The following is a 16,922-nucleotide window of genomic DNA, read 5'->3' on the forward strand; positions in this document are numbered from 1 at the left end:
CAATGCCTTGGAATTGCCCTACTCTAACGCCAAGATTGAAGCAACCAACAACATCATCAAGGTTATTAAGCGCAACGCCTTTGGTTTCAGAAACTTTGAAAAGACAAAACTCGCATTTTCATTGCTATAAACATAAAACGAGAGAAGACAAGAACTGTACTCTCTCGGTGTTAAGTGGGTCAACCCACTACAGTTGACAAAGAGCCTATTTTTACACTTTTCAACAACTGCGGTTTTTGGTGGCTGAACAGAGACAATGTCGTCTAATAAAAAAGAGGAGACCTGTTAGTCTTCTCTTATAATAAATCATTTTCTGATTAGCTAATCCGAGGTCATGTCTCCTGATGACTGACTTCCAAATGTTGGATTTAGAGGCACTGAGCTTTCTGATTGACTAGAGGTGTCATTATAATCAGCCGAGGGAGTAGAGGAAGTAGTGTCTTGATAAGTTGTTGAAACCTCTGGGGACATGCCATAGATGTCTTCGTAAAGTACAGCTATTGTCGTCAGGTCTTGATTTTCTGGTAGTCCCAGTTCTCGCTTAATTCGATTTTGGGTCTCAAGCAGATGCTCTCTAGTTACAGCTTGATAGCTAACCTCATCAACCATGGCATCCTCGCCATGCAACTGATAAGTTTGCAAGTTACTAATCGCCTGACGATAAGCCAACAAGTCAGGAATCGTCTGTGGTGTTAACAGGATGTCAGTTTGCATGTTTTTGCTGACAGCGGTCAAAATGCTACGGTAACTACTCAAGCTATTGAGCGCCAGCAGTTTGGAAACGAGTTTTTGGATAACTTCACGTTGGCGCCGTTGGCGACCATAGTCTCCTTCTGGGTCATCGTAGCGCATGCGGGCGTAGACCAAGGCTTGATCGCCGTTGACTTTGTGCGTTCCTGGTTCAACGCTTGAGGTATACTCAGGCTCCCATTCATCAATACGAATTGGGAAATCAAACTGATTGGTCACGGTAATGCCACCAACAGCATTGACTAGGTCAACCAGCCCCTGCATGTTGATCTGCATGTAATAATTGATCCGAATATCCATCAAGCCCTCCACAGTCTTGATGGCCATCGGTGCACCTCCATAGGCATAGGCGGCATTTAACTTAGTTTTTGTCCCGAGAGGTTCACCAGTGTCATCTAGCAAATCGACCAAGGTATCTCGCTCCAGACTGGTCAGGGTTGTGGTGTTGGTCTGAGGGTTAACGGTGACCAAAATCATCGAATCGCTCTGCCCTTGCCATCTGTCCTCACGAGAGCCTGATCCAGTATCTACCCCCATCAAAAGAACTGAAAACGGCTTTGTGTCAGCAATCGCTGTGCTTTGTATGCTATCTTGCCGATAGTTTTTAAAGGTTTTGGACAGCTCGTTGGTTGAAAACGAATAGGCTGTGGTCAGATACAAACCGACCGCAATAGCTGTCACAGTGATAATCCCTGTCAACATCAGGGCAATTTTTTTCCCAATACTCATTAGTTATCCTATCATTTTTGCCATAATGTAAACGTCCAGAAAGTCACCTGTAGCGGAAACGGCTCCTCGCTGTTTCGTTCCTTCAATTTCAAATCCCAAATGTTGGTAAAGGCGAGTGGCTCGGTCATTTCTGACCTGCACGGTTAATTCTAATCTGGCTAACACATCTTCTTGCTCCGCCCAGTCAATAGCTTCCTCTAACATCAGGCGTCCCAGGCCATGCCCCCAGTATGGTTTGTGAACAGCCAAAAAGATATGCCCGATATGGTTTAGTTTGGACTGTGGAGCTGTTCTAACGGTCAAGGCACCAATTAACTGGTCATCTACTAAAGCCAGTAAACAAAACTGGTCATTGGCACGATAGAACTTATCTAAGGTGTCGGCCATTTGCTCAACAGACTGGGACAAGCCACTGTCATCCATGACCAGATAATCGGTCTCTGTTGCGACTTGAGCCATAAAATCCAAAAAAGCAGCCGCATCTTGTCCGCTGGCTTCTCGAAAACTAATGGTCTGCTCTGCCATTTTCAAAATCCTCCAAAAGCGCCTGAGACCGCTGGCCAAAAGCCGCTAAGCTCACCTGTCTGCCATGGTCACGGCGATCGATAACCAGCTCCAGGTAGTCCTCAACCGCGTCACTCGGTAAAAGCCGACCCCACTCGATGACGGTTACGCCGTCGCTGTAGAGAAACTCGTCGATGTCGATACTGTCTGGGTCATCACCGAGACGATAGATGTCTAAGTGGTTAAGTGGCAGTCGTCCCTCATAGGTGCGGACCAAGGTATAAGTCGGACTTTTTACCATCTGCGTGATTCCCAGCCCTTTGGCTAAGCCCTTGGTCAGGGTGGTTTTACCAGCTCCCAGCTCGCCAGTCAGTAAAATCACTTGACCAGCGTCAAGATGCTTGGCCAACCGTTCCCCCAGTGCCATGAGTTCTTCTTCATTTTCAGTATAAAACATAGGTCTATTATAACAAAAAATAGCTGGCGAACCAACTATTTTTCTTTTTGTTCCTTTTGCCAAGCCAAGCAGACACTAGTCGTCCATTTTAACACGTCAAGACCAACTGACGAGTTGAGAGCTTCTTAACCTCCACGACGACATTTTGAAAACCGTCTTCTGAAATCTTTTTCAGATAGTCGTCTAGCTTTGCTCGTTTAACGACGGTAAAGTTTCTGACGTGAGTAGATTGGGTCGACAGTGACATTGATGCCCAATTTACGGAGGACATTTTTATCCTCTTCAGGCAAGAACACTGTTGAGTGTACCTCGCTGCCTTGCAAGTTGCCTAACTCCTGCATGGCACGATGGGCTTCTGGACTGTTGCGCGCTGTAATCGCTAGGGCAATCAGTAATTCAGAAGAGTGCAGGCGGGGGTTTCGATTGCCTAAGTGATTGATTTTTAAGCCTTGGATTGGCGTTACATAATCAGGTTCAATCAGGTGCGTTTGCTTGTCAATACCCGCTAAGGCTTTGATGGCATTTACCAAAACAGCAGCTGTCGGTCCGAACAAATCGGAGGTCTTACCAGTGACCGTCTGACCATTTGGCAATTCAAGCGCTAGGGCAGCATCGCCTGTCAGTTCCGCCTTTTCTCTGGCCACCAAGGTTACCTGGCGGTCTGCTGGCGTGATACCGAGGTCGTTCATCAAGAACTCAATCTTCTTGACAGCTACCTCGCTCACTCGTTCTGCCTTGAAGTCAACCAAGGTCTGGTAATAGCGACGGATAATCTCTTGTTTTGATGCCTCAACAGCAGCATCGTTATCAGTAATGGCAAAACCGACCATATTAACACCCATATCCGTCGGTGAAGCATACGGAGATTTGCCAAGAATCCGCTCTAACATGCGCTTGACCACTGGGAAAATCTCGATGTCACGGTTATAATTGACCGTTGTCTTCCCGTAAGTTTCCAAGTGGAAAGGGTCAATCATGTTGACGTCATCAAGGTCAGCTGTTGCAGCTTCATAAGCTAAATTTACGGGGTGATGGAGAGGCAAGTTCCAAACAGGGAAGGTTTCAAATTTGGCGTATCCTGAGCTAACACCATTGAGTTGGTCATGGTAAAGCTGGGAGATACAGGTCGCCAATTTTCCTGAACCTGGACCCGGCGCCGTCACAACGATGAGGTTGCGACTGGTCTGAATGTAGTCGTTTTTCCCCATCCCTTCTGCCGACATAATGTGGTCAATATCTGTCGGATAGCCCTTAATCGGGTAGTGGAGGTAAGATGATATGCCGTGTTTTGTCAGGCTATAGCGGAAAGCGTCTGCCGCAGGCTGACCGGCATACTGAGTAATGACGACAGACCCAACAAAGAGGTCAAGGTCATTAAATTTGTCAATCAGGCGAAAGACCTCTTGGTCATAAGAAATCCCCAAATCACCGCGTGCCTTGGAATGCTCGATATTGTTTGCATTGATGGCAATAACAATTTCTACCTGCTCACGCAGTTCGTGTAGGAGTTTGATTTTATTATCAGGTTCATAACCAGGCAAGACACGAGCTGCATGGAAGTCTTCCAGCATTTTACCACCAAACTCTAGGTAAAGTTTGCCTTCAAACTGACTGATTCGCTCCAAGATGTGGTCACGTTGCAAACTGAGGTATTTTTCCGAATCAAAAGCTTTGCGTATCATGTTCTTCCTCCTATGTTATAAAAAAGTGATGGTCATAAAAAACATATTCTAGCAAATATAAGCTGAGCTTGTCAAGCAAAAGCTGACAATTCTCAGAAAAATCGTCAGTTTTTTGTCACTAATTTGTGTCATCTTCACTGAAGAGACCAGCTAAACCTGCAAAAGGGCTACTGGCTTCCTTTTCAGCCTGTTTTTGAGCGTCGTATTGGCTCTCTGTTAAAATAGACCAGTTTTGCCCACTCGGTAAGTCTTCCTCTTGCTCTTCCTCAGGTGTCAAGACACGACTGGGCAGGTTGAGGAGAATGTTATCGACAACACTTTCTGTCAGGTCAATATGGTCTCCTTCGACAATCAAGACCAAATCGTCATCAACCAATTCCTGCTTTGCTGCGACATTCGAAGCAGCAATAAACACTTCCTGTACAGCTTGGCTATTGTCCAAAAGAACAGGCTCTAAAGAGCGACTGGATGGCAGGGTCAGCTGATAGGTCATGGTATAGGTCAAGAGATAGAGCCCTTGGTCATGACTGACTTGCCCCTGAACGACGACCGGTCCCAAAGCTAAAATCTCTGGCTCTCTGGCTTTAAGCACCTCTTCGAGGTGTAATATCTGCTGAAAAGTAATACCGTCTGGCTGTTTTCGAATGTCTGTTAAACGAAACATCATCTTCTCCTTTGTCTTCACTGATTCTATTATAGCAAGATTTCGATGACTTGTCTTGACCAAGTTGAAAAATATAATAAGAGAATGTTGGAGCCTGAGACAAAAGTCCCTGCCTCTCAACTTGTTTTTGAATGCTTAAACAAGACGCAGTGGTTGAGTGTAAAATAGTCCAGCAGGCTGGTTTAGTCCAAAGCTTAAAATTAGGAAGAACAGGAAAAATTCCCGCTTTGGGTGACCAATTTTTGCCCTACTCTCTTTTTCTCGTTTGAAACTGCAATCGGCTACTCAAGAGATTTTAAGGCTTCAAGCATATCGACCTGGCGCAAACGGCGGTTAATGAGTACACCCAATACAATCAAAATCACAGCGATGGCAAACACTGGTGTCAAGTAAACACTCAGAGCCACCTGAGGCTGGAACATCAAACTAGGTGAGGCAATCATGTTTAGCAACAAGCGGTGGAGATAAACACCCTCTCCCAGCCCTAACATGATGCCAGCGAGTGACAGCACAATGGTTTCACGGTAAATATAAAGGGTGACCTCCTTATGATGGAAACCGAGAACCTTGATGGTGGACAGTTCGCGAATGCACTCTGCCACATTTATCGTCGTTAAGTTGTATAAAATGACAACCGCTAATAAAATGGAGAGGGCAATCAGTACCAACATAACGGCTGACAGGGAATCTGCCGTCTTTGTCAAAGCCATTTCAAGCGTGGTATTTTGAACGACACTTGCGACCGCGTGTTGCTTCAGGGCTTCTGCTGCTGTTTCTTTGATATGTTCAGGCGATTGGTCTTTAAGCTGAATCAGGTAACCATTGGGTGGACTGGGTTTAGGTTGGAGTTTTTCGTAATATGCCTCAGATAAGTAGATGTAATGACCAGCATATAGTTCACTGATGCCTGCAACCGTCAGGGTCACAGAATGGTCTTCCAGCGTCACAGTCAGCTGGTCACCAAGGTCAACACCGTATAGGGTTGCCAGCTTTTCAGTCACAATAGCGCCTGTGTCGCTCAAATTTAGCTGCTCTTTCGTCTGTCGTTGCCTGAGTTGAATAAAATCGTTCAGTTGAGGCTGATTTGCCACAAGTAGGGTGATGGTCTAGTCACCTGTTTGCTGAATAGTTTCTGAAGTGCTGAAAAAACGGACGGGGAGTTTCTGAGCAATAGTTGCCGTTTCTAAAAAACTGGTCAACTGGTCTTTATCATCTTGCGATGCTCTGCTATTTTCCACTAGAATCAAGTCATAGGTCAATAGCTCCCCAAACTGGCTCTTAGCCACCCCTGAAATTGAGGACTGAATACCTAAGCCCGCAAAGAGAAGGGCCACCGACCCTGCGACTCCAAAAATGGTCATCAACATCCGTTGCTTGTAGCGAAAAATGTTGCGAGCAGTGACCTTGTGCGTAAAGCTGAGGCGTTTCCAGATAAAGGTCCAGTGTTCCAGCCAAATGGAAGAACCAGTAACTGGCGGTTTGACTTGTAGTAATTGTGCAGGTTTTTCCCTGATTAAATCCCTGTGGGCAACGAGATAGGCTGGCAAAACCGCTGAGATCAGGGCTAATAGCACAGCAACCAAGATCCAGCCAGGATAGAAGCTATGACTGTTCTGCCCTAAAACCAGTTTTTGGGTCAGAATATTGCCAATCATGGAAGAGAGCACCGTATGTCCCAAGATAACCCCGACAAGTGTTCCAGCAAGACTGGCGGTCAAACCATACACGACAAATTTTGCCATGATGGCTCGATTAGTAAATCCTAAGGACTTAAAAATACCGATGGTATGACGTTCCTCATCAACAAAACGCGTCATCGTTGTCAAGGTGACTAGGGCCGCCACCAGATAAAGGACAACAGGAAAGATATTGCCGACAGCTGAAATGGCAGAGGCTCCTGTTTTAAAGGTATCATAGCCATGACCGCCTGGAAAGGTTTGACGCGTATAAACCCTATAATCAGGCTCAGTCAACTGGTTGAGTTGGTCTGTCGCTTGAGTGAGTTCCTTATCTGCGCCCGCCATCTGTGCTTGGGCATCAGCTTTCTGACGGTCAAAATCAGATTGGGAGCGCTCAAGCTCTGCTTTAGCCGAGTTGAGGCGGTCTTGCTCTTGTGAGATGACCAAACTTTCCTGATCTAGCCGAGCTTGATTGGCGACATAAGCACTTAAACCTGATTGATAGGTGGCTAAACCTGATTGGTAAGCGGCTAAGCCCGCATCATAATCCACCTTACCCTGCTGATAGGTGGTTAGACCTTCTTCATAGGCTGCCTTGCCTTGTTGATAGCTAGCCAGCTGTAGGTCATAGGCCTCTAAGGCTGAGCGGTACTGGCTTTCTGCCATCTGATAGGCTGACCGCTCGTTCTCATAGATGGTGAGGTTACTCTGATAGCCTGCCTGCCCTTGTTGGAGATTGTTTTCTAATTGGGTCAATCGCTGATCAGTTTCTGCTAGTTGACTTTCTCGAGCAGTCAGACGAGAGGCGTTTTGAGGATCCTGTCCCTGCACAAGCCACTCCTGTTTTTCTGCCTCAAGACGTGACACCTCTGTTTGCCAAACCTGCTGTTCTAGGGTAAGGTTTGTTGCTAACTCATCCAGCTGTTTTTTATCAGCAGCTAGGGACAGTTGACTTTGCTCCAATGCCTTACTTGCTTGTTCCAGCTGAGCCTTCGTCGTGTCAAGCGCTGTTTTACCCGTTTGAAGCGCCAAATCTGCCTCTGCCAGTTCACGTGACGTTTTTGTTAAACGCGCTTCTGCTTGTTCAAGCTCCAACTTGCTGTCATCGAGCTGTTTTTTCGATTGAGCCAATTCGGCTTGACTAGTCGCCAGTTGATGTTGAGTGCAAGCTCGGCTTGACCTTGGTTGAGGAGTTCTTGACCTTTTTCTAATTGGCTTTGCCCCTGAGAAAGGGCTCCCCTAGCCTCTGCCAGTTGCTCTTCACCATCTGCGATTTGCTCTTTAGTCTCTGAAAGTTGTTTGCGCCCGCGGTCAATCTCCGACTGTGCATCTGCTCTTAACACCTGCCAGCGTTGATGACCGTTATCAGCGAGGAGAGCTGTCAATTGCTGTTGATGCTCTGCTATTTTCCTATCGTAGGTCTCGGTGAAAAAGGGTTCCCCTCTCAACTCATCATAGACTAAACGCGCAATCATGTAAACAGAGCTGTCAAAAGCCGCCTCTGTAGTCACTCCGTAAGCCATTAAGTCGCCTGTTCCTGCCCTTATCTGACCGAGGACTTCCTTATCCCAAAGTTCTGCGGACTGGACAAAACCAGTCACTGTAAAGGTATCTGTTGTCAGAGTACTGTCAGAAGATGGTGTGAAACGAATGGCATCTCCAATCTGATAAGACGGACTTAACTGCTCTGATAGAGCCACCTCATGAGCTGTTTCAGGCAATCGCCCTGAGCGCACCCGATAAGTAGACAAGGTCTTCGGAGAGGAAAAGAGCCGAACGGCTTCGTCCTGACCTGCGATGGTCACATCGGTTGAGTAGCCAAATTCTACAGTCGCTCCTTTAACTTGCTTTAGCTCTTCTTGGTCTTCTGCCGATAGGCCATAGTCTGCCATCACTGCTAAATCCACCAGATGGGTTTCTGTGATGTAGTCCTGAGCTGTCCTTTGCATATTTGGGGTCGTCACCTTGAGACCAACCAAGGCCAGAGAGCCAATCATCATCAGGCTAAAGATTGAAAAAAATCTCCCTTTTGAACCCAAAAAAGACTGGGACAATTCTTTAAGATAGACTGATTTTTTCATGACAGCACCCTAGTATTCTAGCCTTTCAATGTCCTGAGGTTGGGCGTTGGCGATAACGGATTTAACCGTTGCATCCCGCATATGAATCACACGGTCTGCAATCGGCGCTAAAGCAGCGTTATGGGTCACGATGATGACGGTCGCCCCTTGGTGCCTAGACATGTCCTGTAAGATTTTCAAGACCTGCTTACCTGTTTGATAATCCAGAGCGCCTGTCGGCTCATCGCAGAGCAACAGTTTTGGTTTTTTAGCCACTGCTCGTGCAATCGATACCCGCTGCTGCTCACCTCCTGACAGCTGGGCTGGGAAATGATTGAGACGCTGACTAAGCCCAACCTGTTTGAGTACCTCAGTTGAGTCTAAAGAATCCTTAACGATTTCGCAGGCAAGTTCGACATTTTCCTTAGCCGTGAGATTAGCGACCAGATTATAAAATTGAAAGACAAATCCGACATCGTCACGGCGGTAGTTCGTCAGCTGATGGGCGTTGAACTGTGCGATGTCAACGCCATCAATCATCACCTGCCCCTGATCACTGGTATCCATCCCGCCTAAAATATTTAGCAAGGTCTATTTTCCAGCACCAGAAGACCCAAGGATAATCACCAACTCGCCTTGTTCAATCGCAAAAGTCACCTCGTGATTGGCCACAATGCGACTATCCCCACTGCCATAAGACTTTGAAACCTGTTTGACATCAATATAAGCCATGTTAAATCCTTTCCCTTCCTGATTAGCTCTACAAAATAGACAGATTGTTGATTTTAACTGCCATCTATGATAACATGAAGCGATAGCAATCACAAGAACAAAAAACGACAAACTGTCGATTTAAGGATAGAGCGATGAAACACCGACAAACCGAAACCAAAGCTTACTTGAAAAAAGCCTTGACGCTCCTGCTTCAGGACACTGAGATTGAACACTTGACCATCAGCCAAATCACTAAAAAAGCCGGCATCAACCGCAGCACCTTTTATCTCCATTATCAAGACAAGTACGACTTTATCAATCACCTCAAAGATGATACTTGGCAAGAGATTGACATTCTGCTTGAGCGGCATAAGCATCAGCCTAGAGCAGGGATTTTAGCGATTTTACAGTTTTTGAAAGGGGATTTTGATTTTATTTCAGCCATAGCTAATAGTCTCTTTTTGAATCTGTCTGAATCAATCAAGGACTTCACTCGCCATCTACTGAGTCCCGACGAGCAAATTGCAGAAGCCTTAGTCGAGGCTTACCGCATCCCTTATCCCTATGCCCTGACCGTTTATTTGTCCTCCATAGAAAGCATCATCAGTCTTTGGATTGAAACAGGTGGTCAAGAGAGTCCTGAGGAAATGACTGACATTATTTTGACCGTTGCTGATTTGGGCAATCAGTTTCAGTGAGCGGTTGAGGAAATGAGTACAAAAATAAAATAGCCCCTTTCTGTCAGCCGTTGTGAACAGAAAGGGGCTTATCTTACATCTTTTCTAGCCGTGCAATACGGTCTGCAATGGGGGGATGGGTGTAAAAGAGGGATTTAAAGCCCTCTTTTTTCTTAGGGTCATTGATATATAAAGCTGCGCTGGCTGAATCAACAGACTGCTGCATTGGGGCAGATTGGTCCAATTTTTGAAGCGCCCTAATCATCCCGTAGGGATTTCGGGTCAACTCAACAGCGCCAGCATCAGCCAGGTACTCCCTCTGGCGGGAAATGGCTAGCTGAACAAGGGTGGCCGCCAGCGGTGCGAGAGCGATTGCCAACAAAGAAAAAACCAGAATCAGGACACTAGCTCCGTCGTTATCGCGGTTGTTTCGGCGTGAACGTCCACCACCATACCACATCATGCGACCACCCAGCGAAGACAGGAGGGTTACTGCCGATGCGAGAGCGACAGCTATGGTCGAGATACGGATGTCATAGTTACGAATATGGCTGACTTCGTGCCCCATGACCGCTTCAAGTTCCTCTCGGTTCATTACTACGAGAAGACCTGTCGTCGCAGCAACCGCTGCATTCTCGGGGCTTGACCCTGTAGCAAAGGCATTGAGGGCTGGGTCATCAATAATAAAGACACGTGGCATGGGGATTTGAGCGACCATGGCCATGTCTTCGACCACATGATAAAGGTCTGGCGCTTCGGCTGCCGTCACTTCACGCGCCTGATTCATGGACATGACCACATTGGTTGATTGAAAAATCATGATGGCAGCATAGATGAGCCCGATAAGAAGGGCAAGCACAGCGCCGAACGCCAGTGAATCCGCCAGCACATAACCTAACGCAGCTCCGAGAGTTGTCAAGAGAGCGAAAAAAACGAGCAATAAAGCGATGGTTCGTCGCTTGTTAGACTTGATTTGTTCAAACAGCATAGGGTTTTCCTCCAGTTTGAAAAAAGAGTGTGTGGCAACAATCGTTCATTCGTCAGAATTACATCTCCAAGACTACGTCACTCCCCCTTCAAAGCTCAAAAGCCTTAAAGCACTCAGCAGTGGGGACTAATGATCTGTGCATGGGCAACTTTAAAACAGACAAAATCGATAAAAATTACTCCAAACCACCACAACTCCTCTGATTAACGACAATAAAATGAAGAAACTAGGAATCTTTTCCCAGCCTCTTCCGTGAAAAATTAGAAGTCAAAATTAACTGTTGGCACAGCTTTTTCTTCTTCAGGAGTTTGTAAAAAGTCAGCCTTCTTAAAACCAAACAGGCCTGCAATGATATTGCTTGGGAAGGTTTCTAATTTGACGTTATAGTTGGAAACGGTGGTGTTATACAACTGACGAGAATAAGAAATCTTGTTCTCGGTGTTGGTCAATTCGTCTTGCAACTTGACAAAGCTGGCATTGGCTTTAAGGTCAGGATAGTTTTCTGCAACAGCAAGGATACCTGCAACTTGACGAGTCAAAGCATCAGAAGCCTGCATGGCTTCAGCTGGGCTGCTAGCCTTAGCAATCTGCGCTCTCAACTCTGCAATTTTTTCCAAGGTCTGACCTTCGTATTTGGCGTAGCCTTTAACAGTCTCAATCAAGTTAGGAATCAGGTCATTACGACGCTTGAGTTGAACGTCAATCTGGCTCCAAGACTCTTGTGTTTGCACCCGACTCTTGACCAGGCTGTTACACACACCGACCACGAGTAAGGCAATAAGGGCAACAATAGCAATAATAATCCAAAACATAGAGAGTTCCTCCTTTTTTCTACAGAACCATTATACCATACTTTGGCAAAAAAAGGGAGTTTGTGGTAGAATGGAACCACTAAAGACGATAAAGGATAACCATGACACCACAAGAATTTTACGACCACTTGGCAGCCGCTGGCTTTGTCCTTAACGACCAGCAAAAAGCACAATTCAACCGTTACTTTGAGCTCTTGGTTGAATGGAATGAAAAGATTAACCTAACTGCCATCACCGCACGCGACGAGGTCTATCTCAAACACTTCTACGACAGCCTTGCACCAGTTCTTCAGGGGCACATCAAAAACCAGCTCCTAACATTGCTGGATATCGGTGCTGGAGCTGGCTTTCCCAGCCTTCCGATGAAAATCCTCTACCCAGAGCTTGAGGTCACCATTATCGATTCCCTCAATAAGCGGATTAGCTTTTTGACCTTACTAGCTGAGGAGTTAGGGCTGACTGGTGTCGCTTTTTATCATGGCAGAGCGGAAGACTTTGGTCAAGATAAGACGTTCAGAGGGCAGTTTGACCTCGTCACTGCCAGAGCTGTCGCTCGCCTGCAAGTCTTGGCAGAGCTGACGATCCCCTTTCTTCGTATCAATGGTCAGCTGATTGCCCTCAAGGCAGCAGCGGCTGACAGCGAGTTACTTGACGCTAAAACAGCGCTTCAGACCCTCTTTGCCAAGGTCGACGAGACAAGAGATTACCAGCTGCCAAACGGTGATTCCCGCAACCTGACCATTGTCCGCAAAACCAAAGAAACACCTAACAAATACCCCAGAAAGGCTGGCTTGCCGAATAAGAAACCCCTATGATGCCTGAATTAAGACCCCTAACCATCGCTCAGAAGCTGAGTATCAGTTTTTTAGCGACTATTCTCGTCGGCAGTCTCTTACTGTCTCTCCCCATCTTTCACGTGGCAGGTGCACCGCCAACCAGCTACCTTGACCACCTCTTTCACGCGGTCTCCATGGTTTGCGTGACCGGTCTGTCAGTTTTTCCTGTCGCTGAGGTCTACAATCGCCTAGGGCAGGTTATCTGCTTGATTCTGATTCAGATTGGTGGGCTGGGGTTGGTCAGCCTGATTGCCATCAGTTACTATACCCTCAAGCGCAAGGTCGGTGTCAACGACCAAGAATTGCTCAAGTCCTCGCTCAGCTTTGACCAGCCGACAAGCTTGAAAGAGCATCTCTTTTCCATCTACAAAATCACTCTAACTATCGAAGGGGTGGGAGCCCTCCTTCTTATGGTGGATTTCATTCCCCGTTATGGTTGGGCAGATGGCATTTTTAACAGCATTTTCCTCGCCATCTCTGCCTTTTGTAACGCCGGTTTTGATAACCTAGGCGCCAACAGTCTGGGCGATTTCGTCGTCAATCCCTTGGTCAATCTGGTCATTGCAGGGTTGATTTTATCAGGAGGCTTAGGCTTCATCGTCTGGAAAGATCTGATTCAGGCCTTTAAGCGCTCCGTCTTAACCAAACCACGCCAGCCCAAGCGACTGGAGCGTTGGTTGTCACCACATTCCAAATTGATGCTGATCACCACCGGTATCATCCTACTAGCTGGAACGCTCCTATCTTGGTTGATTGAGCTGGATAATCCAGCCACCATCGGGCATTACAGCCCACCACAACAACTTTTAGTCAGCTTTTTTCAAACTGTGACCATGCGAACGGCAGGCTTTTCGACCATCAGCTATGTCCAAACTGACTTGGTGACCAATATCCTCTATATCCTGCAAATGCTCATGGGGGGTGCACCTGGTGGGACAGCAGGCGGGCTCAAGCTGAGCGTGGTCGCCATTCTCTTCTTGCTCTTCAAGGCCGAGCTATCTGGCAATAGCCAAATCCTCTTTCAGTACCGAAGCATTCCACAAAAGCTGCTCAAGCAAACCTTGACGGTGCTGATTTTCTTCTTTACAGTCTTTTTGGTCGGATATCTCCTGCTCTTGCAGGTTGAGCCGTCACTTGACCCCTTTGCCCTGCTCTTTGAAGTGGCCAGCGCTCTAGCAACGGTCGGCATCACCATGGATGTCACCAGCCAGCTGGGCTTGGGTGGTCGGGTCATCATCATGCTACTCATGTTTATCGGCCGCGTAGGACCAATCACTGTCCTGCTCAGCCTTGTTCAGAAAAAAGAAAAACCCATCCAATATGCGGAAACCAACATTTTGGTGGGCTAGGAAAGGATCTTATGACACGAAAAATTATCGGTGTGCTGGGACTTGGTGTGTTTGGTCGCACAGTGGCGAGGGAGCTAACCCAGTTTGATCAAGACGTTATCGCTGCAGACAATAACGGTCGCCATATTGAGGCGGTCGCTGAGCAGGTCAGCAAGGCAGCCGTCGGTGACATTACCGACTACCATTTCCTGCAAGGGCTTGGTATCGACCACTGCGACGCTGTGGTTATCGCTACAGGAACTAACCTAGAGGCAGCCGTTCTTGCCGTCATCAACTGTAAAAAGCTGGGCGTCAAGAAAATTGTCGCTAAGGCCAAGAGCATGAGCTACGAGGAAGTCCTCTATGCCGTCGGTGCTGATTTGGTTATCTCGCCAGAGCGCGAAGCTGGGGTCAACCTGGTTTCGACACTGCTGCGCAACAAAATTCACGACGTTTTTCATTTCGAGGGGAACACCGCCATTGTTGAGTTTGAAATTCCTGATAAATGGAGCGGCAAGTCTATCATTCAGCTAGATATTCGCAACACCTACGACATCAACATCATCGGGCTCCGTGAGCAAAAGAACGCTCCCATCAACACGACCCTTGCCCTCAATCAGCCCTTGGCTAAAGGGACACTTCTGGTGGCTATCGCCAATAGCAGAGCTTTCGAGCAATTCGACTATCTGGACGAGTTGACATAGGCGCTTCAAAATCAAGACCTGCAACCTATCAAAACCATGACAGACAGCCCTTGCTCTCCATCACTAGAATCCAGGGCTGTTTTTCCAGCAGCTGAAGTACCCTATCACTCAAACCCTTCGTCAGAAAAGGAAAGCAAGCACGCAAAAAAACTCGCTCAGCTACAAAACTGCTATGGCTTGATTTCAGCCATGCGTTCTTAAACGCTGTTCTTTACTGAAGTCTGGGGCTAACCCGACATGCTAGCCTAGCGAACAGCAAAAAAATCTAAAAAAAATGTGTCATTTATAGTTGACACATTTTTTCTTATCTGTTATACTAGGTATGTAACATATATATGACCTGAGTGGACGTGCCCAAAATTTTTTAAGCAGTGATGTCATCTATATAAGACACTGAGGGTGACCTCAAAAAATTTTACGCCAATGTGTCACATATAAAAGACATCAGCTCTGCTATTTCCCAAAAAACACTGAAAGGAGTTCAGATGAACCGTGTCAAAGACTTTCGCACTCAGGCTGGGCTGTCGCAGTTAGCGCTGGCCAAGAGCATCGGTGTCGCTAGGCAGACCATCAACCTGATTGAAAACGACAAGTACAATCCCTCACTGGACCTCTGCATCAAGCTGGCAGAGGTGCTAGAAACTGACCTCAATACCCTTTTTTGGGAGACGAGACATGTTTAAGGGGAGCAGGATGATAAAACTGTTTGCTGGCAATGGTTATCCTTGCGTTAGTGGGCTAGTGGTTAGCTCAACTATTCACTTTGTAACATGGCCTGACAAACTATTATCCTCTAGCTTTGCGGCAGCTATCCTCCCAAAACCATCAAAAACAACTCAAGGAGACTAAAATGATGAACCTCAATAAAGATAACCTCTACATTTTCTTTCTACGGCGTTTCTACGACATCACCAGTGACTTGGACGAGTACACCATCAGCGAGATTAACAAATTCGGTAACAACATGTACGTGCTCATGTATGGTCTCGTCTTCCTGATTGGCTTGGCTTATTTTTTCAACTTGCCCGGCACTATCGAGGTGATTATCCTTATCTTGCTCTTTTTACCACCTCATCTTCAGAAGAAGATGGCAAGGCGACTAGGATTGGATAAGGTCGAGACCGATAAACAAGGGTTGAAACAGGCTAGGCTGAACATGCTCAAGCGGACGCTTCTCCAAACGGTCTTCACAGCAATAGGGTTGGGCTGGTTGTTCCTGTTCGCCAATGCCACTCATGACTATAGACCGGATTTCCTAAGCAGCATCGCTCTGCCAGTTTGGGCAACAGTGGTCGTCAGTCGCTTAGCTTACCTTGCCTTTAAAAATAACCGTAAAATTACCATCATCGACTAATCTCAACAGTTAGAGGAGACTTATCATGACAAACAAATACTATCGAACATTACTTTCAGGAGTGGTTTTTCACCTTGTCCTAACCAGGATTCACAGCTTATTAGATCAGGTTAGCTGGTTTGAAACCTTGATAGCACCCAGACGCCTGATTTCAACTGTGATTTATACGATTCTCATGTTCTTTTTCTTCGATCGTTCTGGAAAAAAAGGTTAGCTGCTAAACAGCTCGGCTATTTAACAACAAAGGAGACTTATCATGACAACAACAACTCTATGGAGCAAGATTATCCGCTGGTTTTACAGCATCGAGGAATTGGACGAATACCGTGAAGCCATGGTCAACCGTATCGGTAATCAGCTATTTATGGTGCATTTTATGATTAATCTGCTGAGTACAGCTCTGGCTTTTTACCTGATGAAGACCCCTAGCGTCGCCTTGGACTTGCTCATGTGGACAAACTTTATCTGGTTTTATGTGGCGACAAGCTACATGATGTTTAAGAGCAATCAACTGGGCATACGAACCCACGAGGTCGATGAACAAGACTATGAGACGGTTAAAGCCAAAAAGCTCCGTCAACTCAAGCGTGCGTTCTTGCTGGTAACACCACTCTACCACCTCTTCTTGAGCTATAGCCCATCAAAAGACTTGTTGACGGAAGTCTTGGACTGGCGACGCTTGCTAGCTACTGCTATTTGGGTCTTGGTCACCTATCTCGGTTTCCGATTTTTCCTGCTAAAGGGTATCAAATTGATAAAGAATAGGGTTAAAAATAATTTAAATCAGATTAAACGGCAGGTCACTGATCATGACATGCCGTTTTTGTGGCTCTATAATTTCTGTAGTGGGTAAATCCATCATGGAGATTATAGAGCCTTTTGAGTGTAGAAAAAAAGTTCCATATGACCTACAATGAAAAGTGCTTAAACAACTCATTAGAAAGACACATATGGAACAGTTCAATTCTATCACAAACCTACTCG

Annotated in this window: 18 protein-coding genes and 2 pseudogenes; 9 read left to right on the forward strand and 11 right to left on the reverse strand. The window is 46.4% G+C overall.

What is annotated here, in order from left to right; all coding sequences use genetic code 11:
* Positions 1-174 (forward strand): annotated as a pseudogene (locus ACERC7_RS09115) (transposase); the annotation flags it as partial.
* A gap of 147 nt (positions 175-321) precedes the next feature.
* Here ACERC7_RS09115 and ACERC7_RS09120 read toward each other — a convergent pair.
* The 9 genes and pseudogenes from ACERC7_RS09120 to ACERC7_RS09160 all read right to left on the reverse strand — a co-directional run bounded on the left by ACERC7_RS09120 (position 322) and on the right by ACERC7_RS09160 (position 9,257).
* Positions 322-1,479 (reverse strand): LCP family protein, encoded by a 1,158-nt coding sequence (locus ACERC7_RS09120; RefSeq protein ID WP_373666758.1) that lies wholly within the window; start codon positions 1,477-1,479, stop codon positions 322-324.
* Positions 1,480-1,482: 3 nt separating this feature from the next.
* Positions 1,483-2,004: an N-acetyltransferase family protein gene (locus ACERC7_RS09125; RefSeq protein WP_373666759.1), complete on the reverse strand. Its 522-nt coding sequence runs from the start codon at positions 2,002-2,004 to the stop codon at positions 1,483-1,485.
* Positions 1,985-2,440, reverse strand: coding sequence for a tRNA (adenosine(37)-N6)-threonylcarbamoyltransferase complex ATPase subunit type 1 TsaE (gene tsaE / locus ACERC7_RS09130; RefSeq protein WP_373666760.1), 456 nt, complete (start codon positions 2,438-2,440; stop codon positions 1,985-1,987). The genes ACERC7_RS09125 and tsaE overlap by 20 nt, the downstream gene beginning before the upstream one ends.
* 197 nt (positions 2,441-2,637) lie before the next feature.
* A complete protein-coding gene (locus ACERC7_RS09135) occupies positions 2,638-4,122 on the reverse strand; it encodes a DUF1846 domain-containing protein (protein ID WP_373666761.1) in 1,485 nt (494 codons plus the stop codon).
* A 118-nt stretch (positions 4,123-4,240) separates the two neighbouring features.
* Positions 4,241-4,786: a DUF177 domain-containing protein gene (locus tag ACERC7_RS09140; RefSeq protein WP_373659461.1), complete on the reverse strand. Its 546-nt coding sequence runs from the start codon at positions 4,784-4,786 to the stop codon at positions 4,241-4,243.
* Between the two features lie 281 nt (positions 4,787-5,067).
* The gene (locus ACERC7_RS09145) at positions 5,068-5,877 is read right to left on the reverse strand and encodes an ABC transporter permease (protein ID WP_373666762.1); all 810 of its coding nucleotides are present in this window, start codon (positions 5,875-5,877) and stop codon (positions 5,068-5,070) included.
* A 15-nt stretch (positions 5,878-5,892) separates the two neighbouring features.
* A complete protein-coding gene (locus ACERC7_RS09150) occupies positions 5,893-7,596 on the reverse strand; it encodes an FtsX-like permease family protein (protein ID WP_373666763.1) in 1,704 nt (567 codons plus the stop codon).
* Entirely contained in the window at positions 7,530-8,546 is a 1,017-nt protein-coding gene (locus ACERC7_RS09155; RefSeq protein ID WP_373666764.1) for an ABC transporter permease, read from the reverse strand. The genes ACERC7_RS09150 and ACERC7_RS09155 overlap by 67 nt, the downstream gene beginning before the upstream one ends.
* A gap of 9 nt (positions 8,547-8,555) precedes the next feature.
* Positions 8,556-9,257: pseudogene (locus ACERC7_RS09160) on the reverse strand (ABC transporter ATP-binding protein).
* A 134-nt stretch (positions 9,258-9,391) separates the two neighbouring features.
* Between ACERC7_RS09160 and ACERC7_RS09165 the strand changes: the two are divergent.
* Positions 9,392-9,937, forward strand: a complete 546-nt coding sequence (locus tag ACERC7_RS09165) for a TetR/AcrR family transcriptional regulator (protein ID WP_373666765.1) — start codon at positions 9,392-9,394, stop codon at positions 9,935-9,937.
* 73 nt (positions 9,938-10,010) lie between these two features.
* On the opposite strand, the gene htpX is transcribed toward ACERC7_RS09165, so the two are convergent.
* Complete coding sequence (gene htpX / locus ACERC7_RS09170) at positions 10,011-10,904, reverse strand: zinc metalloprotease HtpX (protein WP_373666766.1); 894 nt, start codon at positions 10,902-10,904, stop codon at positions 10,011-10,013.
* A gap of 260 nt (positions 10,905-11,164) precedes the next feature.
* Positions 11,165-11,716 carry a LemA family protein gene (locus ACERC7_RS09175; protein WP_373666767.1) on the reverse strand — a complete coding sequence of 184 codons (552 nt, stop codon included), beginning with the start codon at positions 11,714-11,716 and terminating at the stop codon, positions 11,165-11,167.
* Positions 11,717-11,817: 101 nt separating this feature from the next.
* On the opposite strand from ACERC7_RS09175, the gene rsmG reads away from it, so the two are divergent.
* The 7 genes from rsmG to ACERC7_RS09210 all read left to right on the forward strand — a co-directional run bounded on the left by rsmG (position 11,818) and on the right by ACERC7_RS09210 (position 16,791).
* The gene (gene rsmG, locus ACERC7_RS09180) at positions 11,818-12,531 is read left to right on the forward strand and encodes a 16S rRNA (guanine(527)-N(7))-methyltransferase RsmG (protein WP_373666768.1); all 714 of its coding nucleotides are present in this window, start codon (positions 11,818-11,820) and stop codon (positions 12,529-12,531) included.
* Complete coding sequence (locus ACERC7_RS09185) at positions 12,528-13,901, forward strand: TrkH family potassium uptake protein (RefSeq protein ID WP_373666769.1); 1,374 nt, start codon at positions 12,528-12,530, stop codon at positions 13,899-13,901. The genes rsmG and ACERC7_RS09185 overlap by 4 nt, the downstream gene beginning before the upstream one ends.
* An 11-nt stretch (positions 13,902-13,912) precedes the next feature.
* Entirely contained in the window at positions 13,913-14,584 is a 672-nt protein-coding gene (locus tag ACERC7_RS09190; RefSeq protein ID WP_373666770.1) for an NAD-binding protein, read from the forward strand.
* 485 nt (positions 14,585-15,069) lie between these two features.
* Positions 15,070-15,267 (forward strand): helix-turn-helix transcriptional regulator, encoded by a 198-nt coding sequence (locus ACERC7_RS09195; protein WP_018367641.1) that lies wholly within the window; start codon positions 15,070-15,072, stop codon positions 15,265-15,267.
* Between the two features lie 167 nt (positions 15,268-15,434).
* Entirely contained in the window at positions 15,435-15,938 is a 504-nt protein-coding gene (locus ACERC7_RS09200; RefSeq protein ID WP_373666771.1) for a DUF3278 domain-containing protein, read from the forward strand.
* Between the two features lie 25 nt (positions 15,939-15,963).
* Positions 15,964-16,152: a hypothetical protein gene (locus ACERC7_RS09205; protein ID WP_373666772.1), complete on the forward strand. Its 189-nt coding sequence runs from the start codon at positions 15,964-15,966 to the stop codon at positions 16,150-16,152.
* A 42-nt stretch (positions 16,153-16,194) separates the two neighbouring features.
* Positions 16,195-16,791 (forward strand): DUF6773 family protein, encoded by a 597-nt coding sequence (locus tag ACERC7_RS09210; RefSeq protein WP_373666773.1) that lies wholly within the window; start codon positions 16,195-16,197, stop codon positions 16,789-16,791.
* Positions 16,792-16,922: the final 131 nt, after the last annotated feature.

This window comes from Streptococcus sp. E17BB, from assembly GCF_041807725.1.
GTDB lineage: Bacteria > Bacillota > Bacilli > Lactobacillales > Streptococcaceae > Streptococcus > Streptococcus entericus.

What these genes read in the sequence shown, in the direction of transcription:
- ACERC7_RS09120 (WP_373666758.1), bottom strand. Translation starts at nt 1,479, where the DNA reads ATGAGTATTGGGAAAAAAATTGCCCTGATGTTGACAGGGATTATCACT.
- ACERC7_RS09125 (WP_373666759.1), bottom strand. Translation starts at nt 2,004, where the DNA reads ATGGCAGAGCAGACCATTAGTTTTCGAGAAGCCAGCGGACAAGATGCG.
- tsaE (WP_373666760.1), bottom strand. Translation starts at nt 2,440, where the DNA reads ATGTTTTATACTGAAAATGAAGAAGAACTCATGGCACTGGGGGAACGG.
- ACERC7_RS09135 (WP_373666761.1), bottom strand. Translation starts at nt 4,122, where the DNA reads ATGATACGCAAAGCTTTTGATTCGGAAAAATACCTCAGTTTGCAACGT.
- ACERC7_RS09140 (WP_373659461.1), bottom strand. Translation starts at nt 4,786, where the DNA reads ATGTTTCGTTTAACAGACATTCGAAAACAGCCAGACGGTATTACTTTT.
- ACERC7_RS09155 (WP_373666764.1), bottom strand. Translation starts at nt 8,546, where the DNA reads ATGAAAAAATCAGTCTATCTTAAAGAATTGTCCCAGTCTTTTTTGGGT.
- ACERC7_RS09165 (WP_373666765.1), top strand. Translation starts at nt 9,392, where the DNA reads ATGAAACACCGACAAACCGAAACCAAAGCTTACTTGAAAAAAGCCTTG.
- htpX (WP_373666766.1), bottom strand. Translation starts at nt 10,904, where the DNA reads ATGCTGTTTGAACAAATCAAGTCTAACAAGCGACGAACCATCGCTTTA.
- ACERC7_RS09175 (WP_373666767.1), bottom strand. Translation starts at nt 11,716, where the DNA reads ATGTTTTGGATTATTATTGCTATTGTTGCCCTTATTGCCTTACTCGTG.
- rsmG (WP_373666768.1), top strand. Translation starts at nt 11,818, where the DNA reads ATGACACCACAAGAATTTTACGACCACTTGGCAGCCGCTGGCTTTGTC.
- ACERC7_RS09185 (WP_373666769.1), top strand. Translation starts at nt 12,528, where the DNA reads ATGATGCCTGAATTAAGACCCCTAACCATCGCTCAGAAGCTGAGTATC.
- ACERC7_RS09190 (WP_373666770.1), top strand. Translation starts at nt 13,913, where the DNA reads ATGACACGAAAAATTATCGGTGTGCTGGGACTTGGTGTGTTTGGTCGC.
- ACERC7_RS09195 (WP_018367641.1), top strand. Translation starts at nt 15,070, where the DNA reads ATGAACCGTGTCAAAGACTTTCGCACTCAGGCTGGGCTGTCGCAGTTA.
- ACERC7_RS09200 (WP_373666771.1), top strand. Translation starts at nt 15,435, where the DNA reads ATGATGAACCTCAATAAAGATAACCTCTACATTTTCTTTCTACGGCGT.
- ACERC7_RS09205 (WP_373666772.1), top strand. Translation starts at nt 15,964, where the DNA reads ATGACAAACAAATACTATCGAACATTACTTTCAGGAGTGGTTTTTCAC.
- ACERC7_RS09210 (WP_373666773.1), top strand. Translation starts at nt 16,195, where the DNA reads ATGACAACAACAACTCTATGGAGCAAGATTATCCGCTGGTTTTACAGC.